Origin of the sequence: Micromonospora sp. WMMD736 (genome assembly GCF_049179015.1) — a bacterium.
Classification (GTDB): Bacteria; Actinomycetota; Actinomycetes; order Mycobacteriales; family Micromonosporaceae; genus Micromonospora.
In genome coordinates this window covers 3,374,321-3,390,525 of the sequence record NZ_JBMHMI010000001.1, presented here as the reverse complement: position 1 = coordinate 3,390,525, position 16,205 = coordinate 3,374,321, and the positions used below count along the sequence as shown (strand labels likewise).

At 72.5% G+C, this 16,205-nt stretch carries 17 protein-coding genes and 1 pseudogene; 9 read left to right on the top strand and 9 right to left on the bottom strand.

The window, feature by feature from the left end; all coding sequences use genetic code 11:
- Together ACN269_RS14875 and ACN269_RS14870 are read right to left on the bottom strand one after the other, a co-directional pair.
- A complete protein-coding gene (locus ACN269_RS14875) occupies positions 1 to 573 on the bottom strand; it encodes a DUF5709 domain-containing protein (protein ID WP_421473012.1) in 573 nt (190 codons plus the stop codon).
- Between the two features lie 51 nt (positions 574 to 624).
- Positions 625 to 1,623 (bottom strand): SDR family oxidoreductase, encoded by a 999-nt coding sequence (locus ACN269_RS14870; RefSeq protein WP_421473011.1) that lies wholly within the window; start codon positions 1,621 to 1,623, stop codon positions 625 to 627.
- A 203-nt stretch (positions 1,624 to 1,826) separates the two neighbouring features.
- On the opposite strand from ACN269_RS14870, the gene ACN269_RS14865 reads away from it, so the two are divergent.
- Positions 1,827 to 3,026, top strand: coding sequence for a glycosyltransferase (locus ACN269_RS14865; RefSeq protein ID WP_421473010.1), 1,200 nt, complete (start codon positions 1,827 to 1,829; stop codon positions 3,024 to 3,026).
- On the opposite strand, the pseudogene ACN269_RS14860 reads toward ACN269_RS14865, so the two are convergent.
- The 4 genes and pseudogenes from ACN269_RS14860 to aroA all read right to left on the bottom strand — a co-directional run bounded on the left by ACN269_RS14860 (position 2,984) and on the right by aroA (position 7,296).
- A pseudogene (locus ACN269_RS14860) lies at positions 2,984 to 3,931 on the bottom strand (hypothetical protein). The gene ACN269_RS14865 and the pseudogene ACN269_RS14860 sit on opposite strands and share 43 nt — an antisense overlap.
- A gap of 59 nt (positions 3,932 to 3,990) precedes the next feature.
- The gene (hisN, locus tag ACN269_RS14855; RefSeq protein ID WP_421473009.1) at positions 3,991 to 4,809 is read right to left on the bottom strand and encodes a histidinol-phosphatase; all 819 of its coding nucleotides are present in this window, start codon (positions 4,807 to 4,809) and stop codon (positions 3,991 to 3,993) included.
- A gap of 28 nt (positions 4,810 to 4,837) precedes the next feature.
- Entirely contained in the window at positions 4,838 to 5,848 is a 1,011-nt protein-coding gene (rsgA, locus tag ACN269_RS14850) for a ribosome small subunit-dependent GTPase A (protein ID WP_421473008.1), read from the bottom strand.
- A 149-nt stretch (positions 5,849 to 5,997) separates the two neighbouring features.
- On the bottom strand, positions 5,998 to 7,296 hold the full coding sequence (gene aroA / locus ACN269_RS14845; protein WP_421473007.1) for a 3-phosphoshikimate 1-carboxyvinyltransferase: 1,299 nt from the start codon (positions 7,294 to 7,296) through the stop codon (positions 5,998 to 6,000).
- A 102-nt stretch (positions 7,297 to 7,398) separates the two neighbouring features.
- Between aroA and ACN269_RS14840 the strand changes: the two genes are divergently transcribed.
- From ACN269_RS14840 to rsrA, 5 genes are all read left to right on the top strand, one after another.
- Positions 7,399 to 8,109, top strand: coding sequence for an SOS response-associated peptidase (locus tag ACN269_RS14840; protein ID WP_421473006.1), 711 nt, complete (start codon positions 7,399 to 7,401; stop codon positions 8,107 to 8,109).
- Between the two features lie 195 nt (positions 8,110 to 8,304).
- Complete coding sequence (locus ACN269_RS14835) at positions 8,305 to 8,697, top strand: WhiB family transcriptional regulator (RefSeq protein ID WP_421473005.1); 393 nt, start codon at positions 8,305 to 8,307, stop codon at positions 8,695 to 8,697.
- 75 nt (positions 8,698 to 8,772) lie between these two features.
- Positions 8,773 to 9,435, top strand: a complete 663-nt coding sequence (locus ACN269_RS14830) for an alpha/beta family hydrolase (RefSeq protein WP_421473004.1) — start codon at positions 8,773 to 8,775, stop codon at positions 9,433 to 9,435.
- 215 nt (positions 9,436 to 9,650) lie between these two features.
- Positions 9,651 to 10,478: a sigma-70 family RNA polymerase sigma factor gene (locus ACN269_RS14825; protein ID WP_421473003.1), complete on the top strand. Its 828-nt coding sequence runs from the start codon at positions 9,651 to 9,653 to the stop codon at positions 10,476 to 10,478.
- A gap of 1 nt (position 10,479) precedes the next feature.
- Positions 10,480 to 10,767 (top strand): mycothiol system anti-sigma-R factor, encoded by a 288-nt coding sequence (rsrA, locus tag ACN269_RS14820; protein WP_355050536.1) that lies wholly within the window; start codon positions 10,480 to 10,482, stop codon positions 10,765 to 10,767.
- A gap of 122 nt (positions 10,768 to 10,889) precedes the next feature.
- Here the strand turns inward: rsrA and ACN269_RS14815 are convergent, their stop codons facing one another.
- Positions 10,890 to 10,964: a 50S ribosomal protein bL37 gene (locus tag ACN269_RS14815; RefSeq protein ID WP_369752275.1), complete on the bottom strand. Its 75-nt coding sequence runs from the start codon at positions 10,962 to 10,964 to the stop codon at positions 10,890 to 10,892.
- 211 nt (positions 10,965 to 11,175) lie between these two features.
- Between ACN269_RS14815 and ACN269_RS14810 the strand changes: the two genes are divergently transcribed.
- Together ACN269_RS14810 and ACN269_RS14805 are read left to right on the top strand one after the other, a co-directional pair.
- Positions 11,176 to 11,397 (top strand): biotin/lipoyl-binding carrier protein, encoded by a 222-nt coding sequence (locus ACN269_RS14810; RefSeq protein WP_421473002.1) that lies wholly within the window; start codon positions 11,176 to 11,178, stop codon positions 11,395 to 11,397.
- Entirely contained in the window at positions 11,394 to 11,903 is a 510-nt protein-coding gene (locus ACN269_RS14805) for a GNAT family N-acetyltransferase (RefSeq protein ID WP_421473001.1), read from the top strand. Before ACN269_RS14810 ends, ACN269_RS14805 begins: the two co-directional genes overlap by 4 nt.
- Positions 11,904 to 11,914: 11 nt before the next feature.
- Here the strand turns inward: ACN269_RS14805 and ACN269_RS14800 are convergent, their stop codons facing one another.
- The gene (locus ACN269_RS14800; RefSeq protein WP_421473000.1) at positions 11,915 to 12,526 is read right to left on the bottom strand and encodes a TetR/AcrR family transcriptional regulator; all 612 of its coding nucleotides are present in this window, start codon (positions 12,524 to 12,526) and stop codon (positions 11,915 to 11,917) included.
- A 112-nt stretch (positions 12,527 to 12,638) separates the two neighbouring features.
- Between ACN269_RS14800 and ACN269_RS14795 the strand changes: the two genes are divergently transcribed.
- Entirely contained in the window at positions 12,639 to 14,222 is a 1,584-nt protein-coding gene (locus tag ACN269_RS14795) for an MDR family MFS transporter (RefSeq protein ID WP_421472999.1), read from the top strand.
- Positions 14,223 to 14,285: 63 nt separating this feature from the next.
- Here ACN269_RS14795 and ACN269_RS14790 read toward each other — a convergent pair whose 3' ends face one another.
- On the bottom strand, positions 14,286 to 16,115 hold the full coding sequence (locus tag ACN269_RS14790; protein WP_421472998.1) for a tetratricopeptide repeat protein: 1,830 nt from the start codon (positions 16,113 to 16,115) through the stop codon (positions 14,286 to 14,288).
- Positions 16,116 to 16,205: the final 90 nt, after the last annotated feature.

Below are 16,205 nucleotides of genomic sequence, written 5' to 3'. Positions count from 1 at the left end.
TCAGACCGAGCGCGGCGGCTCGGTCTCGTGGATGGCCAACTCCTCCGCGGTAGCCCCGCCGCCGGCCGAACCCGCGTCGTACGCCACGGAGTCGGTCTCCTGGTCGGTGTGCGCCCCCTCGTCCGGTTCCACCAGCCGGCCCACGGTGGCGTCGGCGACCGTGCCGAGTTGACCGTGGTCGTAGAGGGAGACCGGCGAGTTCGGGTCGGAGGTGGGACCCGGGTCCATCACGTCGGCGTCGAGTTGGGCCTCCGCCGCGGCGGCCTCGTTCTCCGCCTCGAAGGCGATCTTCGGGTCGACCGGGCCGGCGAGCGGATCGTCCACCGGGCGTTCGTAGACCTCCCGACCGAGCTTGTAGTCCAACGACTCCCCGTCCAGTTGCTCCTCGGCGGTCGTCCCGAAGCGGTCCACCGCCACCGGCGTGCGGTCGCCGGGGATCTGGGCCGGCTCCGGGCCGTCCGCCTCACGCCCGGTCAGGACGTCGTCGTAGGCGGTCGAGTCGTCGTCGGCGGTGTCGGGCAGGCCCTCCGCCTCGGTGTCGGACACGGGGGTCGGGTACTCGTTGTCGCGCATGTCTGATCACTACCCGCTGCCCTCCCGCCGTAACCGGGGCAGGGCCCGTCATCAGCGGACCGAGCGGGAGCGGCGGTTGATCGCCGCCATCGTGCCGACGGCGGTGCCGGCCGCGGCGAGACCGAACGCCGCCGTCATCCGTACCAGCTGACGCCGTCGGCCGTGCCAACCGCCGTCGCGGGTGGCCTGCCCGTCGGCGTGGAACACGTTGCCCGTGCTGTCCAGCCGGGCCCCCGGGCCGAACTGGGTGCGGTGGGTGTACCAGCCGAGGGTCCGCTCCACCAGCGCCGGCGCGAGCCGCCACTGGAGGCCGAGCAGCCGGGCGGCCCCACCGGCGTACGCCTCCCGGCGGGGCCGGCGCAGCAACCGCACGATCGTCTGGGCAACCACCTCCGGCGGGTAGACCGGCGGGGGCGGCACCAGTTCCCGACCGCTGTGGTTGGCCGCGTGCCGGAAGAACGGGGTGTCGATGGTGGCCGGCAGCACGGTGCAGACGGAGATCTGCCCGCGACCGGTGACCCGCAGCTCCTGTCGGACGGTGTCGGCGAGGCCGCGGATGCCGTGTTTGGCGGCGTTGTACGCCGACTGGTACGGCATCGCCACCTCCGCGAGCACCGAGGCGTTGTTGACCAGAACGCCGCCGCCGGCCGCTTCCAGGTGCGGCAGCGCGGCCTTGATGCCGTGCACCGTGCCCAGCAGGTTGACCTCCAGCACGCGTCGGAACTCGGCGACCGGGATCTCGTCGAACAGGCCCACCGCGCTCACCGCGGCGTTGTTCACCCAGGCGTCGACGCGGCCGAATTCGATTACCGCCCGCTCGGCCAGTTGTCGTACGGAGTCGAGGTCGGTCACGTCGGTGGGTACGGCCAGCGCGCGGCCGCCCAGTTGCCGACAGCGCTGCGCGACCTGCTCCAGCGCCTGCTCGCTGCGGGCGGCGAGGACCACGGCGGCACCGCGTCGTGCCAGCGCGTACGCGGTGGCTGTGCCGATCCCGCTGGACGCGCCGGTGATCACCACGGTCGAGTCGTCGAGGCTCCGGGTCAGCGGCATCTTCCAGCGGTACCCCGGGTGGGGGCCGGTCATACCACCGGCCGGCGAGGTTCCGATTCGGGGCCGCTGTGATTGTCGTGGCGCAAGTGTCGGTGGCACTCGCGGTGACTGTTCCCGATCTGCCAGGTTTCGACTCGGCGCCCGCAGGTTAATGGGACGCTCTGACCGGGACCGCCGAGGAAAAGATCGCAGGGAGGTGACCCATGCGCGTCGGCCTCGTCTGCGCGCACAGCAGTTCGTACCGGCACGCCGACGGCCCGCCGGTCGGCACCCGACAACACATCGCGCGGGTCGCCGCCGAGTTGGCTGGCAGAGGCCATGATGTCCGCATCTACGAACGCCGGGACGATCCGGAGCTGCCGGCGACGATGGACGTCGACGGCTACCGGGTGCACCGGGTGCCCGTCGGCCCGCCGACCGCCCTGCCCACTGCCGGACTCGTCCCGCACGTCACCGAGTTCGGACGCTGGCTGACCGACGAGTGGGGCGGCGCCTGGCGTCCCGAGGTGGTGCACGGGCACTACTGGATCGGTGGGCTGGCCGCCGCGCACGCCGTCCGGGAGACCGACATCCCGGTCGTACAGACCTTCCACTCGCTCGGTGTGGAGCAGCTGCGCCACCTCGGCGGCGGGTACGACGGCCCGGGGGAGCGCATTCCGCTGGAACGGGCGCTGACCCGGGCGGTCGACATCGCCGTGGCCCAGTCCAACGACGAGGTGGACGAGCTGACCCGGATGGGGCTGCAACGGACATCCGTGGCGATGGTGCCGGCCGGGGTGGACACCGCGCAGTTCCATCCGGACGGCGAGGCGGCTCCGCGCGAACAGCGGTCCCGGATCCTCTCCGTCGGCGGGCTGTCCCCGGGGCACGGCCAGGACGACCTGATCCGGGCGATGCGGCTGGTCGGCGACGCCGAGTTGGTGATCGCCGGTGGCCCACCCGCCGACCAGCTGTCGCACCACACCGAGGCCCGCCGCCTGCGCGAACTGGCCGAGCGCGCCGGGGTCGCCGAGCAGGTACGCCTCGTCGGTGCGGTACCGCACGACCAGATGGCGACCTGGTACCGCTCGGCCGACGTGGTGGCCTGCACCCCGCACTACTCCTCGGCCGGACGCGTCTCCCTGGAGGCGATGGCGTGCGGAGTACCGGTTGTCGGTTACGCCATGGGCGGCCTGGCGGACGCGGTCGTCGACGAGGTCACCGGCCGCCTCGTGCCACCCGGTGACGTCCGGACGCTGGGGCTGTCCCTGCGCCGGCTGCTCGCCGACAACGCCGGCCGGTTCGCGTACGGCCACGCCGCCGTGGACCGGGTCCGCAGCAGCTACACCTGGGAACGGACCGCCGCCGCGCTGGAACGCCTCTACGAGCGGGTGGCGAGCCGCCGCAAGCCCGTCGAGGCCTGAAAGACGGCAGAGCCCATGCCGCGTCCGGGTGACGCGGCGTGGGCTCTCTCTCAGGCGGGTCGGCCGGCGCCGACCATGTCCCGGTCACGGCGGCGTGCCACCGCGCGGTGCGGCTGCGGCTGGGCGTACCGGGTCAACCCGATGACGGCGGCCAGGGTGACCAGGAAGCCGGCGGCGGCCAGCCACTCGCGCCCCGGCCAGATCTTGTCGTTGAGCAGCAGCAGGCCGACGATCGCCGCGGGCACCGCTCCGGCGGCGTCCATGGCGGCGACGGCGGCCGTCGTCGAACCGCGCTGCATGGCCAGGCCGAGCAGTAGTTGGCCGACGATCGAGTGCCCGATCAGCAGGTAGAACAGCGGGTCGGCGAGGAACGCCTCGGCCGACGGCGCGGAGGCCAGGGGCCGGGCCGCGACCGCGGCCGAGGAGAACGCCAGACCGGCCAGCGAGCCCAACGCCACCGAACCGGGGGCGCCGTGCAGTCGGACGGCGAAGATGCCGAGCACCGCGATGACCCCGAGCGCCACCAGCAGGGCTATCGAGCCGGCGGTGCCGAGCTGCTTCGACGGTGCCGGCCGTGCGGCCAGCACCAGCGCGGTGATCCCGGCGAAGAGCAGCGCGAGCAGGGCCACCTCCGCCATCGGTAACCGCCACTTCAACACCAGCACACCGATGATCGCGGTCACCCCGAGCCCGGCCGCCACGCTCGCCTGCACCAGGAACAGGGGCAGGTCGCGCCGGGCCAGGAAGGCGAGCACGAAACCGCCGATCTGGCAGGTCAGTCCGATCAGGTACGTCCGGTGCCCGGCCAGTTTCAGCAGCAGGCCCGGATCGAAGGTGTGGTGCACGGTGGTGCGTGCCGCGGCCACCGACTGGAGAAGGTTGGCGAAGCCGTACGCGACGATCATCGCCGCGAGGAAGCACCAGCCGGAGGAGACCACCTGGCGAGGATAGAGGTTGTCGGGAGTCAGCGCTCGGCTGGTCGATCCAGACGGGCGAGGATGTCGGCGTGCAGCACACCGTTGGTGGCCACCACGCTGCTCTCGGTGCCGGGCGCGCCCGTCGGCGCGGGTCGACCGGTCAGATCGGTGATCGTGCCACCCGCCTCGGTGACGATCGGTACCAGCGCCGCCACGTCCCACAGGGACAGTTCCGGCTCGACCATCACCTCCAACGCGCCCTCGGCCAACAGCATGTAGCCGTAGAAGTCGCCGTACGCCCGGCTGCGCCAGCCGGCGCGCAGCAGGTCGAGCAGCGCGTCGAGCCGCCCGGCGTCCTCCCAGCCGGTCAGCGACGAGTAGCAGAGGCTCGCGTCGGCGACGCTGCGGACCGCGGAGACGCCGATCCGTTCGCCCGCGGCGGGACCGGGACCGGCGTACGCGCCCGCACCCGCGCTCGCCCACCAGCGCCGTCCCAACGCGGGGGCGGACACCACGCCGACCGCCGGCCGGTCACCGTCGTACAGCGCGATGAGGCTGGCCCACACCGGCACCCCACGAACGAAGTTCTTGGTGCCGTCGATCGGGTCGACGATCCACTGGCGGCCACCCGGCCCGGTGGCCGGCTGCGCGCCGTACTCCTCACCGAGCAGCCCGTCGGCGGGCCGGTGCTCGGCCAGCAGCGCCCGGATCTCCCGCTCCACGGCGGTGTCCGCGTCGGAGACCGGTGTCAGGTCCGGCTTCGTGTCCACCCGCAGGTCGAGCGCCCGGAACCGGGCCATGGCGATGGCGTCGGCGCGGTCCGCGAGCAGGTGGGCGAGGGCGAGGTCGTCGGCGTACCCGGTCATGCCGGCAACCTAGCCGACGCCCACGGCGTCACTCGTCGGGCCCGCGCCGGTCGCCCTCGCCAGGGCCGCGCTGGTCGCCCTCACCGCGCGCGTCGCCGTCGCCGGCCCGGGAGGCCAGCAACCGGCGGTACGACGCCAGCCGGCGCGGGTCGGCCTTTCCGGCGGCCACCCAGGCGTCCAGCCCGCAGTCGGCCTCGTCGGCCGTGTGCGGGCAGTTGGGCGGGCAGTCGACGGTGCCCTCCACCAGGTCGGGGAACCCGTGCAGCAGGCTGTCGGCGGAGACGTGCGCCAGCCCGAAACTACGGATGCCCGGGGTGTCGATGATCCAGCCGGGGTCGGTGTCGACGCCGGGCACCGGTGGTAGCCGCAGCGCCACCGCGCTGGTGGAGGTGTGTCGACCGCGACCGATGGCGCTGACCACCCCGACCGCGCGCGCGGCGTCCGGGACGAGGCGGTTCACCAACGTCGACTTGCCCACCCCGGAGTGCCCGACCAGCACCGACACCCGGCCGCTGAGCAACGCGCGCAGCGCGCCCAGGTCGCCGTCGGGACGGTTGAGCACGTACGGCAGCTCCAGCTCGGTGTAGTAGCCCAGCACTTCCTCCGGGCCGGCCAGGTCGGCCTTGGTGAGGCAGAGCAGCGGGTCGACGTCCGCGTCGTACGCGGCCACCAGGCAGCGGTCGATGAACCCGGTGCGCGGCGGCGGGTCGGCCAACGCGCTGACGATCACCAGCTGGTCCGCGTTGGCCACGACGACACGTTCCAACCGGCCCTCGGCGGTGGTTTCGTCGTCGTCGGCCGTGCGGCGCAGCACCGAGCGACGCTCGGCGATCCGGACGATCCGGGCGAGAGCGCCCTGCGCACCGGACGTGTCGCCGACGAGGCTGACCCGGTCACCCACGACCACCGACTTGCGGCCCAGTTCTCGGGCCCGCATCGCGGTCACCGTCGGCAGCTCGGCACCGACCACGCCGCGTTCGGCGCCGGACAGCACGCACTGGTAACGCCCCCGGTCGACGGCGATGACGAAGCCGTCCACCGCGTCGTCGTGCCGGGGCCGGGTGCGCGTACGCGGACGTGAGGACTTACCGGGCCGTACCCGTACGTCGTCCTCGTCGTACTCCCGCCGCTTGGTCGCCAGGACCCGTCCCCTTCTCCGCGTCAGCTCTCAGTGAGCGTCCGGGACGCTCACTTGCCGGTCACCAACGCTGACCATAGTGCCGGGAACTCGGGCATGGTCTTGGAGGTACAGCCGACGTCGTCCACCTCGATGCCGGGCACGGCGAGCCCGGCCACCGCGGCGGCGTGCGCCATGCGGTGGTCGTGGTAGGTGTGGAAGACCCCGCCGCGCAGCGGCCGGGGCCGGATCTGAAGGCCGTCGGGCATCTCGGTGACGTCGGCCCCGAGCGCGGCGAACTCCTGCGCCAGGGCGGCGAGCCGGTCGGTCTCGTGGCCGCGGATGTGCTCGACGCCGGTGAAGACCGAGGGCGAGTCGGCGAGCATGGCCAGCGCGGTCAGCACCGGGGTCAGCTCGCTGACGTCGGAGAGGTCGGCGGTCAGGCCGTGCACCACCCCGGTGCCCCGGACGGTCAGCCCGTCGGTGGAGACGGTGACCTCGCCGCCCATCCGCTGCAGCAGCGAGCGGAGTTGCTCGATCGGCTGCGCGCTGCGGTGCGGCCAGCCCTGGAGCGTCACCTCACCGCCGGTGACCAGGGCGGCAGCGAAGAACGGCACCGCCCCGGAGAGGTCCGGCTCGATGTCCCAGCCGCGCCCGGTGAGCGGGCCGGGTTCGACGGTCCACACGTCGGGGGTGCTGTCGTCGACGGCGGCGCCGGCGGCCCGCAGCATCTGCACGGTCATCCGCAGGTGCGGCGCGGAGGGCACCGGTGGCCCGACGTGGCGCACCACCACGCCCCGGTCGAAGCGCGGGGCGGCCAGCAACAGCGCGGAAACGAACTGGCTGGACACGGACGCGTCGATCGTCACCTCGCCGCCGGTGACCCGACCGGCGCCGAGCACGGTCAGCGGCAGGCTGCCGGTGCCGGTGACGTCGATCCGGACGCCCAGCGAGCGCAGCGCGTCGACCAGCCGGCCGAGCGGCCGGGTGCGGACGTACGGGTCACCGTCGAAGGTGACCTGCCCGTCGGCGAGGCCGGCCACCGGCGGCAGGAACCGCATCACGGTGCCGGCCAGCCCCACGTCGACGTGGGCGGGGCCGACCAGCGGGTGCGGCCGGACCAGCCAGCGCTCGTCGTCACTGATCGACACGTGCGCGCCCATCGCGCGCAGCCCGGCGGACATCAGCTCGGTGTCCCGGGCGCGCAGCGGCTCGGCCAGGGTCGACGGCCCGGCGGCCAGGGCGCTGAGCACCAGGGCACGCGCGGTCATCGACTTGGAGCCGGGTAGGCGCAGCGTCGCCGCCACCGGGTCGGACGCGGTCGGTGCGGCCCACGGTTGTGGCGGCCGGGTCGCGGTCAGATTCCCCACGGTCACATTCTGCCCTGTCGGCGGGTGGGTGACGTCGACCGGCTTGCGTACTCCCGGTTGGCGGGACAGCAGGCGGGGCCCTCGGCGGGTTAGCGTGAGCGCATGTGCGGCAGGTACGCGACGACCCGGGGCGCCGGTGAGCTGAGCGCCCTGTTCGAGTCGTCCGACGACACCGACGGGGTGCTCCGGCCGGATCACAACGTCGCGCCCACCGATCCCGTCCCGCTGGTCCGGCTCAGCCCCGAGGGGCACCGCAGCCTCTGCGTCGCCCGTTGGGGTCTGCTGCCGCACTGGTCGCGGTCCGCCGCGGGTGCCGCCCGCATGATCAACGCACGGGCCGAGACGGTGGCGACCAGCCGGGCGTACGCCGGCGCGTTCGCCCGCCGCCGGTGCCTTGTCCCGGCGGACGGCTGGTACGAGTGGGTCCGCCGGCCCGATGGCGGTCGGCAGGCGTACTTCATGACCCCGGCCGACGGCTCGGTGCTCGCCCTGGCCGGGATCTGGTCGTTCTGGGAGTCCGGGGCGGAGAGCAGGCTCACCTTCAGCGTGCTGACCACCGCGGCGGTCGGCGAGCTGGCCGAGGTGCACGACCGGATGCCGGTGCTGCTGGCCCCGCAGCGGTGGTCGTCGTGGCTGACGCCGTGCGACGAGCCGGAGCGTCTGCTCGCGCCGGAGTCGTCCGACCTTCTCGCCGGGTTGGAGATCCGCCCGGTCGGGCCGGCGGTCGGCGACGTCCGCAACGACGGTCCGGAGTTGACCGCCCGGGTGTCCGTTCCGTCAATGTCGTCCCCACCGGAGTTGACTCTGTTCTGAGAATGAGAGGCATCGTCGAGCGCCGATTTGCCAGGTTCTGATCGATTCGTCGCCTGGCCGTTCAGTCATGTTCTCGGAAGCCTCTTGTCCCGGTGTCCGAAAGTGCGATACAACACAGCGCCGGTAGTGGCTGTCGATTCGCACGGGGCGGACGACTTCACCGATCCTGCCGGTCCCACGGGGGAGGTGGGTGAAATGACACGGGCGCGTATGCCCCGCCCGCACGAGGTGGCTGCGGCACGCAGAGATCCGCGGCTCTTGCGGGCGCTGCGAGACCGTCGACAGGACGAAGCGTGGCGCACCAGAGGAACGTGCCAGAGCGTCGATCCGGAGACGTTCTTTCCGGCACCCAACGAACCGGCGGACGCCGCTGTGGCACTCTGCCGCAGTTGCGACGTGCAGGGCTCCTGCCTCGCGTGGGCGTTGGAGGTCGGCGACTGTCACGGCGTCTGGGGGGCGACCACCCCCCGCGAGCGGCGGGCGATGCTCGTCGCCTGGCGCGGTGAGGTCGAACCCGACCCGGACGCGGTCGACGACGCCGGGCCTCCGGTCCGCGACCGCCTGCTCACGCTGGTGCCGCTGAGCTGACCAGCACGTGCCGCTGCGCCGACCAGCGGCGGCGAAGCATCCCGGCGACCGGCCCGGTCGGCGCAGAATGGGCCGGTGCTGCCCAGCGAAGAGATCGACACCCCGCGCGGTCCGGCGCGGATCGACACCGACCCACCGGTCGGGCCGACCGGTGCGCCGGGCCGGACGGCCGGTGTCGCGACTGCTCGCGCGCCGGCCGCCCTGCTGGTGCTCGGGCACGGGGCGGGTGGCAGCGTGGACGCCCCCGACCTGCTCGCGGTTCGGGACGCGGCGGTCACGGCCGGTCTGACGGTGATCCGGGTGACGCAGCCCTACCGCGTCGCCGGCCGTCGCGCGCCGGCCCCCGCCGGGCACCTCGACGAGGCGTGGACGGCCGTGCTGGCCGTGCTGCGCGAGCGGCACGGCGACGTACCCACGATCCTGGTCGGTGGTCGGTCCAGTGGCGCGCGGGTCGCCTGCCGGACAGCCGGCGCGGTCGGCGCGGCCGGCGTCCTCGCGCTGGCCTTTCCGCTGCACCCGCCCGGAAAGCCGGAGCGGTCCCGGGCCGCCGAACTCGCCACCGGCCTGCCGACGCTCGTGGTCAACGGGGACCGCGATCCGTTCGGCGTGCCCGAGTCCGGGCCGGGCGTGCAGGTCGTGACCCGGCCGGGGGAGGCGCACGACCTGCGACGCGACCCGGCCGGCACGGGTGCGGTCGTCCGGGACTGGTTGCGCTCCCACGGGTGGACGGCCGACTGATCGGCGGACCGTTTCCGGTGCCGGGCGCGGGTCGTTGCATCCGATGGTGCCGCCCGCCCGAACCGGACAGGTGGTACCAGTCCTCCCAGGCCCTTCCTGGTCCCAGCGCCGGCGTCACCGGGGCCGGGACCAGGAACGGGAGAGCCGGACGGAATGCCCCAGTGGTCATCTCGCGTTACTAACCCCGGACGACTTTTCTGCGAGGGGGGTGACCGGTGCCGACCGAGACACGAAGCCTGGAACGGGACGAGCGGGACGCCCGGCAGCTACGGCGGCTGCTGGATGGTCCGGACTGGCCCGTGACAGCGGGACCGGGCGGGGCGGGTGCGGTGAGCACGAGCACACCGGCCGGAAGTGAATCTGTGGGCAGGTCCGTGCGCGTATCCTCGGCGGGAAAGCATCCGACGCGAGGGGATGTGCGGTTGACCACCGAGAAGACGGACGAGCGCAGGGCCCGGTTCGAGCGGGACGCGATGCCATTCGTCGATCAGCTCTACGCTGCTGGGCTGCGCATGACGCGTAACCCGGCGGATGCCGAGGACCTGGTCCAGGAGACGTACCTGAAGGCGTACGCCGCCTTCCACCAGTTCGAGCAGGGCACGAATCTGAAGGCCTGGCTCTACCGGATCCTGACCAACACCTACATCAACTCCTACCGCAAGCGGCAGCGCCAGCCGATCCAGGCGCCGACCGAGGAGATCACCGACTGGCAGCTCGCCGAGGCCGAGTCGCACACCTCCAGCGGTCTGCGTTCGGCCGAGACCGAGGCTCTGGACCGGCTGCCGGACAGCGACGTGAAGGAGGCCCTCCAGCAGTTGCCGGAGGAGTTCCGCCTGGCCGTCTACCTGACCGACGTCGAGGGCTTCTCCTACAAGGAGGTCGCCGACATCATGGGCACGCCGATCGGCACCGTGATGTCGCGTCTGCACCGCGGCCGTCGTAATCTGCGCAAGCTGCTCGAGCAGTACGCCGCGGAGCGAGGCTTCAGTCCGGCCCGGTCCGCGAAGGGCTCGACCGCTGCCGCTGCCGGCCGGGAGGTGTGACGTGAGCTGTGGAGAGCCGCACGAGACGGACTGCCGCGAGGTGCTCGCGGAGGTCTACCTCTACCTGGATCTCGAGTGCGCCGACGAGCGGCGCGCGCTGATCCGGCACCACCTCGACGAGTGCGGGCCGTGCCTGCGCGAGTACGGGCTCGAGCAGGAGGTGCGGGCGTTGGTCGCGCGTTGCTGCGGCAACGAGACCGCGCCGGATCAGCTGCGTGAGCGGCTGCGGGTGAAGCTCACCGAGCTGGTGGTCTTCGAGACCAGCGATTCGCGCGAGTTGGCCGACTGAGCGTCGTCACATCAGAGCACACACACCGGTGGCCCGGGTCGATACCGACCCGGGCCACCGGTGTACCCGGCCTCGGCCGGGGTGAGCTGATCGTCGACGGGCGCGTCGGCCCGTCGGCACGTTCAGGAGTTGGGGCGCTTACCGTGGTTCGCGCTGCTCTTCTTCCGGGCCTTCTTCTTGCGGGCCTTCTTCGCCATGCTGACCTCCTCGTGATGGGTCGGATCCGTCTCGCGCGCGGCCTCGCGCCGGTTGCACCCACCGGCCGCCCGGCGTCGGGTCCGACCCGCTGATGGTAGTGCGACCGGCACCTCGTCCCTGCCGCCGGGGCCGACCCGCGCCGCTGCGCACCCACGCCCCAGCCTCCCGTGATTGGATACGTCGGCAGGCACATCGCGAAAAGGGAGGGCCGTGGACATGGCCGAGGAGATCCGCGCCGAGATGGTGGCGAACGTCTGGAAGGTCGTCGCGTCGGCGGGCGACAGCGTGTCCGAGGGCGACACCCTGGTGATCCTCGAGTCGATGAAGATGGAGATCCCGGTCGTCGCGGAGGCCGACGGCGTGGTCCAGCAGCTCGCCGTCCACGAGGGCGACGTCGTGCAGGACGGCGACCTGATCGCGGTGATCGGTTGACCGGCCTGCTGGTCCGGCTCGCCGACCCGGCCGACTTCCCGGCGGTCGCCCGACTGACCGTCGCCGCGTACGAGGCGGATGGTCAGCTCAAGGGCGAACACGGGTACGGGGCGGTGCTGGCCGACGTGTCGACCCGGGCCGCCGCTGGCGAGGTGCTGGTGGCGGTGGACGAGGCGTCCGGATCGGTGCTCGGCTCGGTGACCTTCGTGCTGCCGGGTACCCCGTTCGCCGAGCTGTCCGGGCCGGGCGAGGCGGAGTTCCGCATGCTTGCCGTGGACCCGGCAGCCCAGGGGCGGGGTGTCGGCCTGGCACTGGCCCGGGCGTGTGTCGACCGGGCGGCCGAGCTGGGCTGCACCGCGGTCGTGATCTGCGTCCGCGCGGGGATGGCCGTACCGGCCCATCGGCTCTACGAGCGTCTCGGTTTCGTCCGGACGCCGGAGAAGGACTGGTCGCCGGTGCCGGGCGTGGACCTGCTGGGCCTGCGGCGGAAGCTGTCCCGCGGCTGAGTGCCGGCCCGTCAGCCGTGCGCGGTTGCCGGGCTGCTCGGGGTCGCGTCCTCGTCTCGCGGCGTGCCGATGGCGGCCAGCAACTCGTCGGCGACCTCCAGCGCGAGCCGGCGGCGCTCGGAGTCGGTGATGCCGGGCGCCCGTACGGCGAACCAGCTCGTGTGCACGGCGAAGAGGGACAGCGCGGCGCGGAGCTGGGCGGCCGGTGAGTCGTCGCCGCGGCAGAGCGCGTTGGCGAGCTGCATCATCCGGCCGCGCATCTGTTGGCCGGAGGAGAGGCTCTTGAGCACGGTCTGGTTCTGCTCGAAGAAGCGCATCACCGAGGGCATGTCCCCGCCGAACATCGTGTCGGCGTACCGGGAGATCAGCGCGCGGCGGGTCGCCAGGGTCGCCGGCTGGGACTCGCCCCAGGCGGTCAGCGCGTCCATCTGGTCGAGCCGGTCCTCCACGAAGCTGGCGACGATGTCGTCCTTGCTCTTGAAGTGGTAGTAGAGCGCGGCCTTGGTGACGTTGAGGCGTTCGGCGATCTCCCGCAGCGAGGTCTTCTCGTACCCCTGCTCGGTGAAGAGCTCCAACGCGACGGCCTTGATCCGCTCTCGGGTGCCGCCTGTGCTCTCCCTCACCCACGCCCTCCAATTCGTTTGACCGCGTGTTGGTATCCAACTTACCGTGCGGCTAGTAAGGTGACTAGCCGGGCGGCAAGTAAGTACGACAAACCTCGGGGGGAGCTTACCCATGACACAGGCAACCCAGGCCGACGTGCGACCCAATGTACGGGTCGTGCTGTTCGGACTGATGATCGCGATGATGCTCGCGATGCTCGACAACATGATCGTCAGCACCGCGCTGCCGCGGATCGTCGGCGAGTTCGGCGGCCTCAACCACTTCACCTGGGTGGTCACCGCCTACGTCCTGGGTACCACCGTCTCCACCCCGATCTGGGGCAAGCTCGGTGACCTCTACGGCCGCAAGTCGGTCTTCCTGACCTCGGTCGGCATCTTCCTCGTCGGCTCGGCGCTCTGCGGCATGGCCGGCTCCGGGATGTTCGGTGGCCCCGAGGACGGCATGGTGCAGCTCATCGCCTTCCGGGCCGTGCAGGGCCTGGGCGCGGGCGGCCTGATGGTCGGCGTGATGGCGATCATCGGCGACCTGGTCCCGCCGCGCGAGCGTGGGCGCTACCAGGGCATGATCGCCGGCATCATGGCCATCGCCATGGTGGCCGGCCCGCTGGTCGGTGGCTTCATCACCGACAACCTCTCCTGGCGGTGGGCGTTCTACGTCAACCTGCCGCTGGGTGGCCTCGCGCTGCTCGTGCTCATCACCACCATGCACCTGCCGAAGTACCGGACCGAGCACCGGATCGACTGGCTCGGCGCCGGGCTGCTCTCGGTGGGCATCACCGCGATCGTCCTGATCACCACGTGGGGCGGTAACGAGTACGACTGGACCTCGCCGCAGATCTTCGGGCTCGCGGCGTTGGCGGTGGTCGCACTGGTGGCGTTCGGCCTGGTGGAGCGTCGGGTCCCGGAGCCGATCCTGCCGTTGACGCTCTTCGCCAACCGCAACTTCGCGCTGATCTCGGTGATCGGCTTCCTGCTCGGCTTCGCGATGTTCGGCGCGATGAACTTCCTGCCGCTCTACCAGCAGACCGTCCAGGGGGCCTCGGCCACCAACAGCGGTCTGCTGCTGCTGCCGCTGATGTTCGGCATGCTCGTCGTCTCGCTCGCCATCGGTCGGGCGATCACCAAGAACGGCAGGTACCGCGCGTACCCGATCATCGGTGGTGTGGTGATGGCCGGCGGCATGGCGCTGCTGTCGATGCTCGACACCAACACCAGCAAGCTGACGTCCTCGCTCTACATGGTCGTGCTCGGCGTGGGCATGGGCTTCCTCATGCAGACCTCGATGCTGATCGCGCAGAACAGCGTCGAGCAGAAGGACCTGGGCGCGGCGAGTGGCGCGGCCACCTTCTTCCGGTCGATCGGCGGGTCGTTCGGCATCTCGCTGTTCGGCGCGATCTTCGCCAATCGGCTGGCCGACTCCGCCGCCGGCGCGGCCTTCGGCGGCGAGTCCAGTGGTGGTGCGATGGACCTGGAGAAGCTCAAGCAGTTGCCCACCCAGGCGCGTGAGCTGGTTCTCGGCGGCCTGGCCGACGCGATCTCGCACGTGTTCCTCTGGGCCGTGCTGTTCACCGTGGTGATCCCGGTGCTCGCCTGGTTCATCAAGGAGATCCCGCTGCGTACGGCCAACGAGGCGCCGCCGCAGGCGACTCCGGAGGAGGAGGCCGAGGTCGCCCTCGGCAAGGCCCCGGTGGCCTGACCCTCCCGCGAAGAAGCGCCCCGCCGAGGATCGGCGGGGCGCTTCTTCGCGTGGGCGCGCCGCTCAGCGGCGGCGGGTCAGGCGCTGCCAGAGACGGCGTAGCGGGTTTCGGGGGCGGGGAAGGCGGGAGGCTCGCGCGCCGGTCATCCGGATGGCCAGGGCCGTGGTGGCCGGATCGACGGCGGGGGCGGCCAGCGCGAGGTGGGCCAGCGAGGTCGCGATCGGCACCGTCCGTGTCTGGGCGACCGTCGCCACATCGGCCAACCGCTCCGCCACCACCCGGGCCACGTCCGACCGCGCAGCCGGGTCCACCCAGGCGGCGGCGACCAGGGCGAACAGCGCCGCTTCGGTGACCCAGTCCTCCACGCCCCAGACCAGGTCGAGCAACACCTGCCGTCTCGTCGACGAGTCCCAGGGTTCGTCGGTGCGCTGGTGCAGCAGCCCCAGGCAGGCCCACACCTGAACGGCGCGTACCCAGATCGACGGGTCCTGGACGGCCAGCAGCCGGCCCAGCGCGTTGGCCGGCGCGGCGGGCGGGTGCACCAGCAGCCCGAGCAGGTCGTCCACGTCGAGACCGGCCAGACCGACCGCCGCGTCGTAGGCGGCCGGCGGGTGCGGCCACGCCGGTTGGGCCACCTGACCGATCCGTTCGACCGCCACCGCCGAAGGCGCGGGAAGCGTCGGCGTCGGTAGGTGCTCCGTGAAGGTCCACAGCCGCCGCGCGGACGCGCGCCGGGGCTCGCGCGGGTCCGGCTCGACCACGCCCTCCACCTCGACGCGCAGCCCGGGCGCCACGGACGTCGCCGTCCGCTGGGCGCTCGGTGGGGCTGCCGCCGGGAGGTGTACGACGCCACCGACGCCGTTGTCGTCGTCGACGACCGCCTGGCGCAGTGCGTCCAGCAGGGGGCCGACGGCTGGCGTCAGCTGCCCGAGCCAGGGCCGTCCACGGCAGCACTGGGCCAGGTCGCCGTGCTCGTGACTGTCGTCCGGGTGGTCACGGATGAAGTCGGCGAGCGCGACCAGGTGGGACACGTCGCCGTCGCGCTGGTGCCGCAGGCGGTGTGCCGTGTGCACGGCACAGTCGAACGTCGGGTCGCGGGCCAGCGCCCGCTCGGTCCACTCCAGCGCGTCGTCGAGCCGGCCGATGTCCGCCAGGGTGCCGGCGATGTCGGCGTAGACGGCCAGGTCGTCGGGGTCCAGGTCGACCGCCCGGTACAGGGCCGCGAGGGCGTCGCGGGTCCGGCCCGCGCTGCGGTACGCGTACCCGAGCCAGACCTCGCCCATCTTCGACGGCTGGCTCCGTACCCCTCGGGTGGCCCAGCGGATCGCCAGCGCGACCTCGCCGAGACGCCGGGCCAGCGCGGACGCCGCGCCCAACAGCGTCCCGTTCTCCGGGTGGACGGTGACGGCGTTGCGGGCCAGCGTGAGGTACGGCGTGAGAGCGGTCCGACCGGCGCGCGGCACCGGGTCGCCCAGCGCCGCGCAGATCTGCATGAGGACGCGGGCCAGGCGGTCCGGGTCCAGCCGTTCGGCCAGTTCGGGAGCGGTCACCCACGGCACGCCCGCCCACTCGGCGCCGGGTGCGTGGCCGGTCGCGGCGGCGAGCAGTTCCAGCCCTTCGGCGGGGCGGCCGGCGGCGGCCAGTAGGTGGGCGCGGGCGACGACCGCGCCCACGAAGGTGTGGTGGTTGATCGGAAAGAGGTCGAGGCCCCCTCCGTCGGCCGCGGCGAGGTGGGCAAGCGTCTCGTGCACCTCGGGCAGGGTGGGCGCTCGTGCCAACGCGCCCGCGAGGTGGCGGGCGGCGTGGTGGAGGTCACCCTCGCCCAGTGCCAGCCGGGCCAGGGCCAGCTCCTCCGTCGCGGAGAGCGCGGGGTTGTCCCTTCCCTCGGGCACGGTGTCCTCTCGTCGCAGTTTCTCGGCGGGGGCCAGCGTAGTTGATGTTGAGATGATCAAGTGATCAACTGCGCACTACTGCTCGAATAA

Coding starts and splice junctions, on each gene's coding strand:
- hisN (WP_421473009.1), bottom strand. CDS start 4,809: ATGACCGGGTACGCCGACGACCTCGCCCTCGCCCACCTGCTCGCGGAC.
- ACN269_RS14840 (WP_421473006.1), top strand. CDS start 7,399: ATGTGCGGCAGGTACGCGACGACCCGGGGCGCCGGTGAGCTGAGCGCC.
- ACN269_RS14865 (WP_421473010.1), top strand. CDS start 1,827: ATGCGCGTCGGCCTCGTCTGCGCGCACAGCAGTTCGTACCGGCACGCC.
- ACN269_RS14875 (WP_421473012.1), bottom strand. CDS start 573: ATGCGCGACAACGAGTACCCGACCCCCGTGTCCGACACCGAGGCGGAG.
- ACN269_RS14795 (WP_421472999.1), top strand. CDS start 12,639: ATGACACAGGCAACCCAGGCCGACGTGCGACCCAATGTACGGGTCGTG.
- ACN269_RS14870 (WP_421473011.1), bottom strand. CDS start 1,623: ATGCCGCTGACCCGGAGCCTCGACGACTCGACCGTGGTGATCACCGGC.
- ACN269_RS14835 (WP_421473005.1), top strand. CDS start 8,305: ATGACACGGGCGCGTATGCCCCGCCCGCACGAGGTGGCTGCGGCACGC.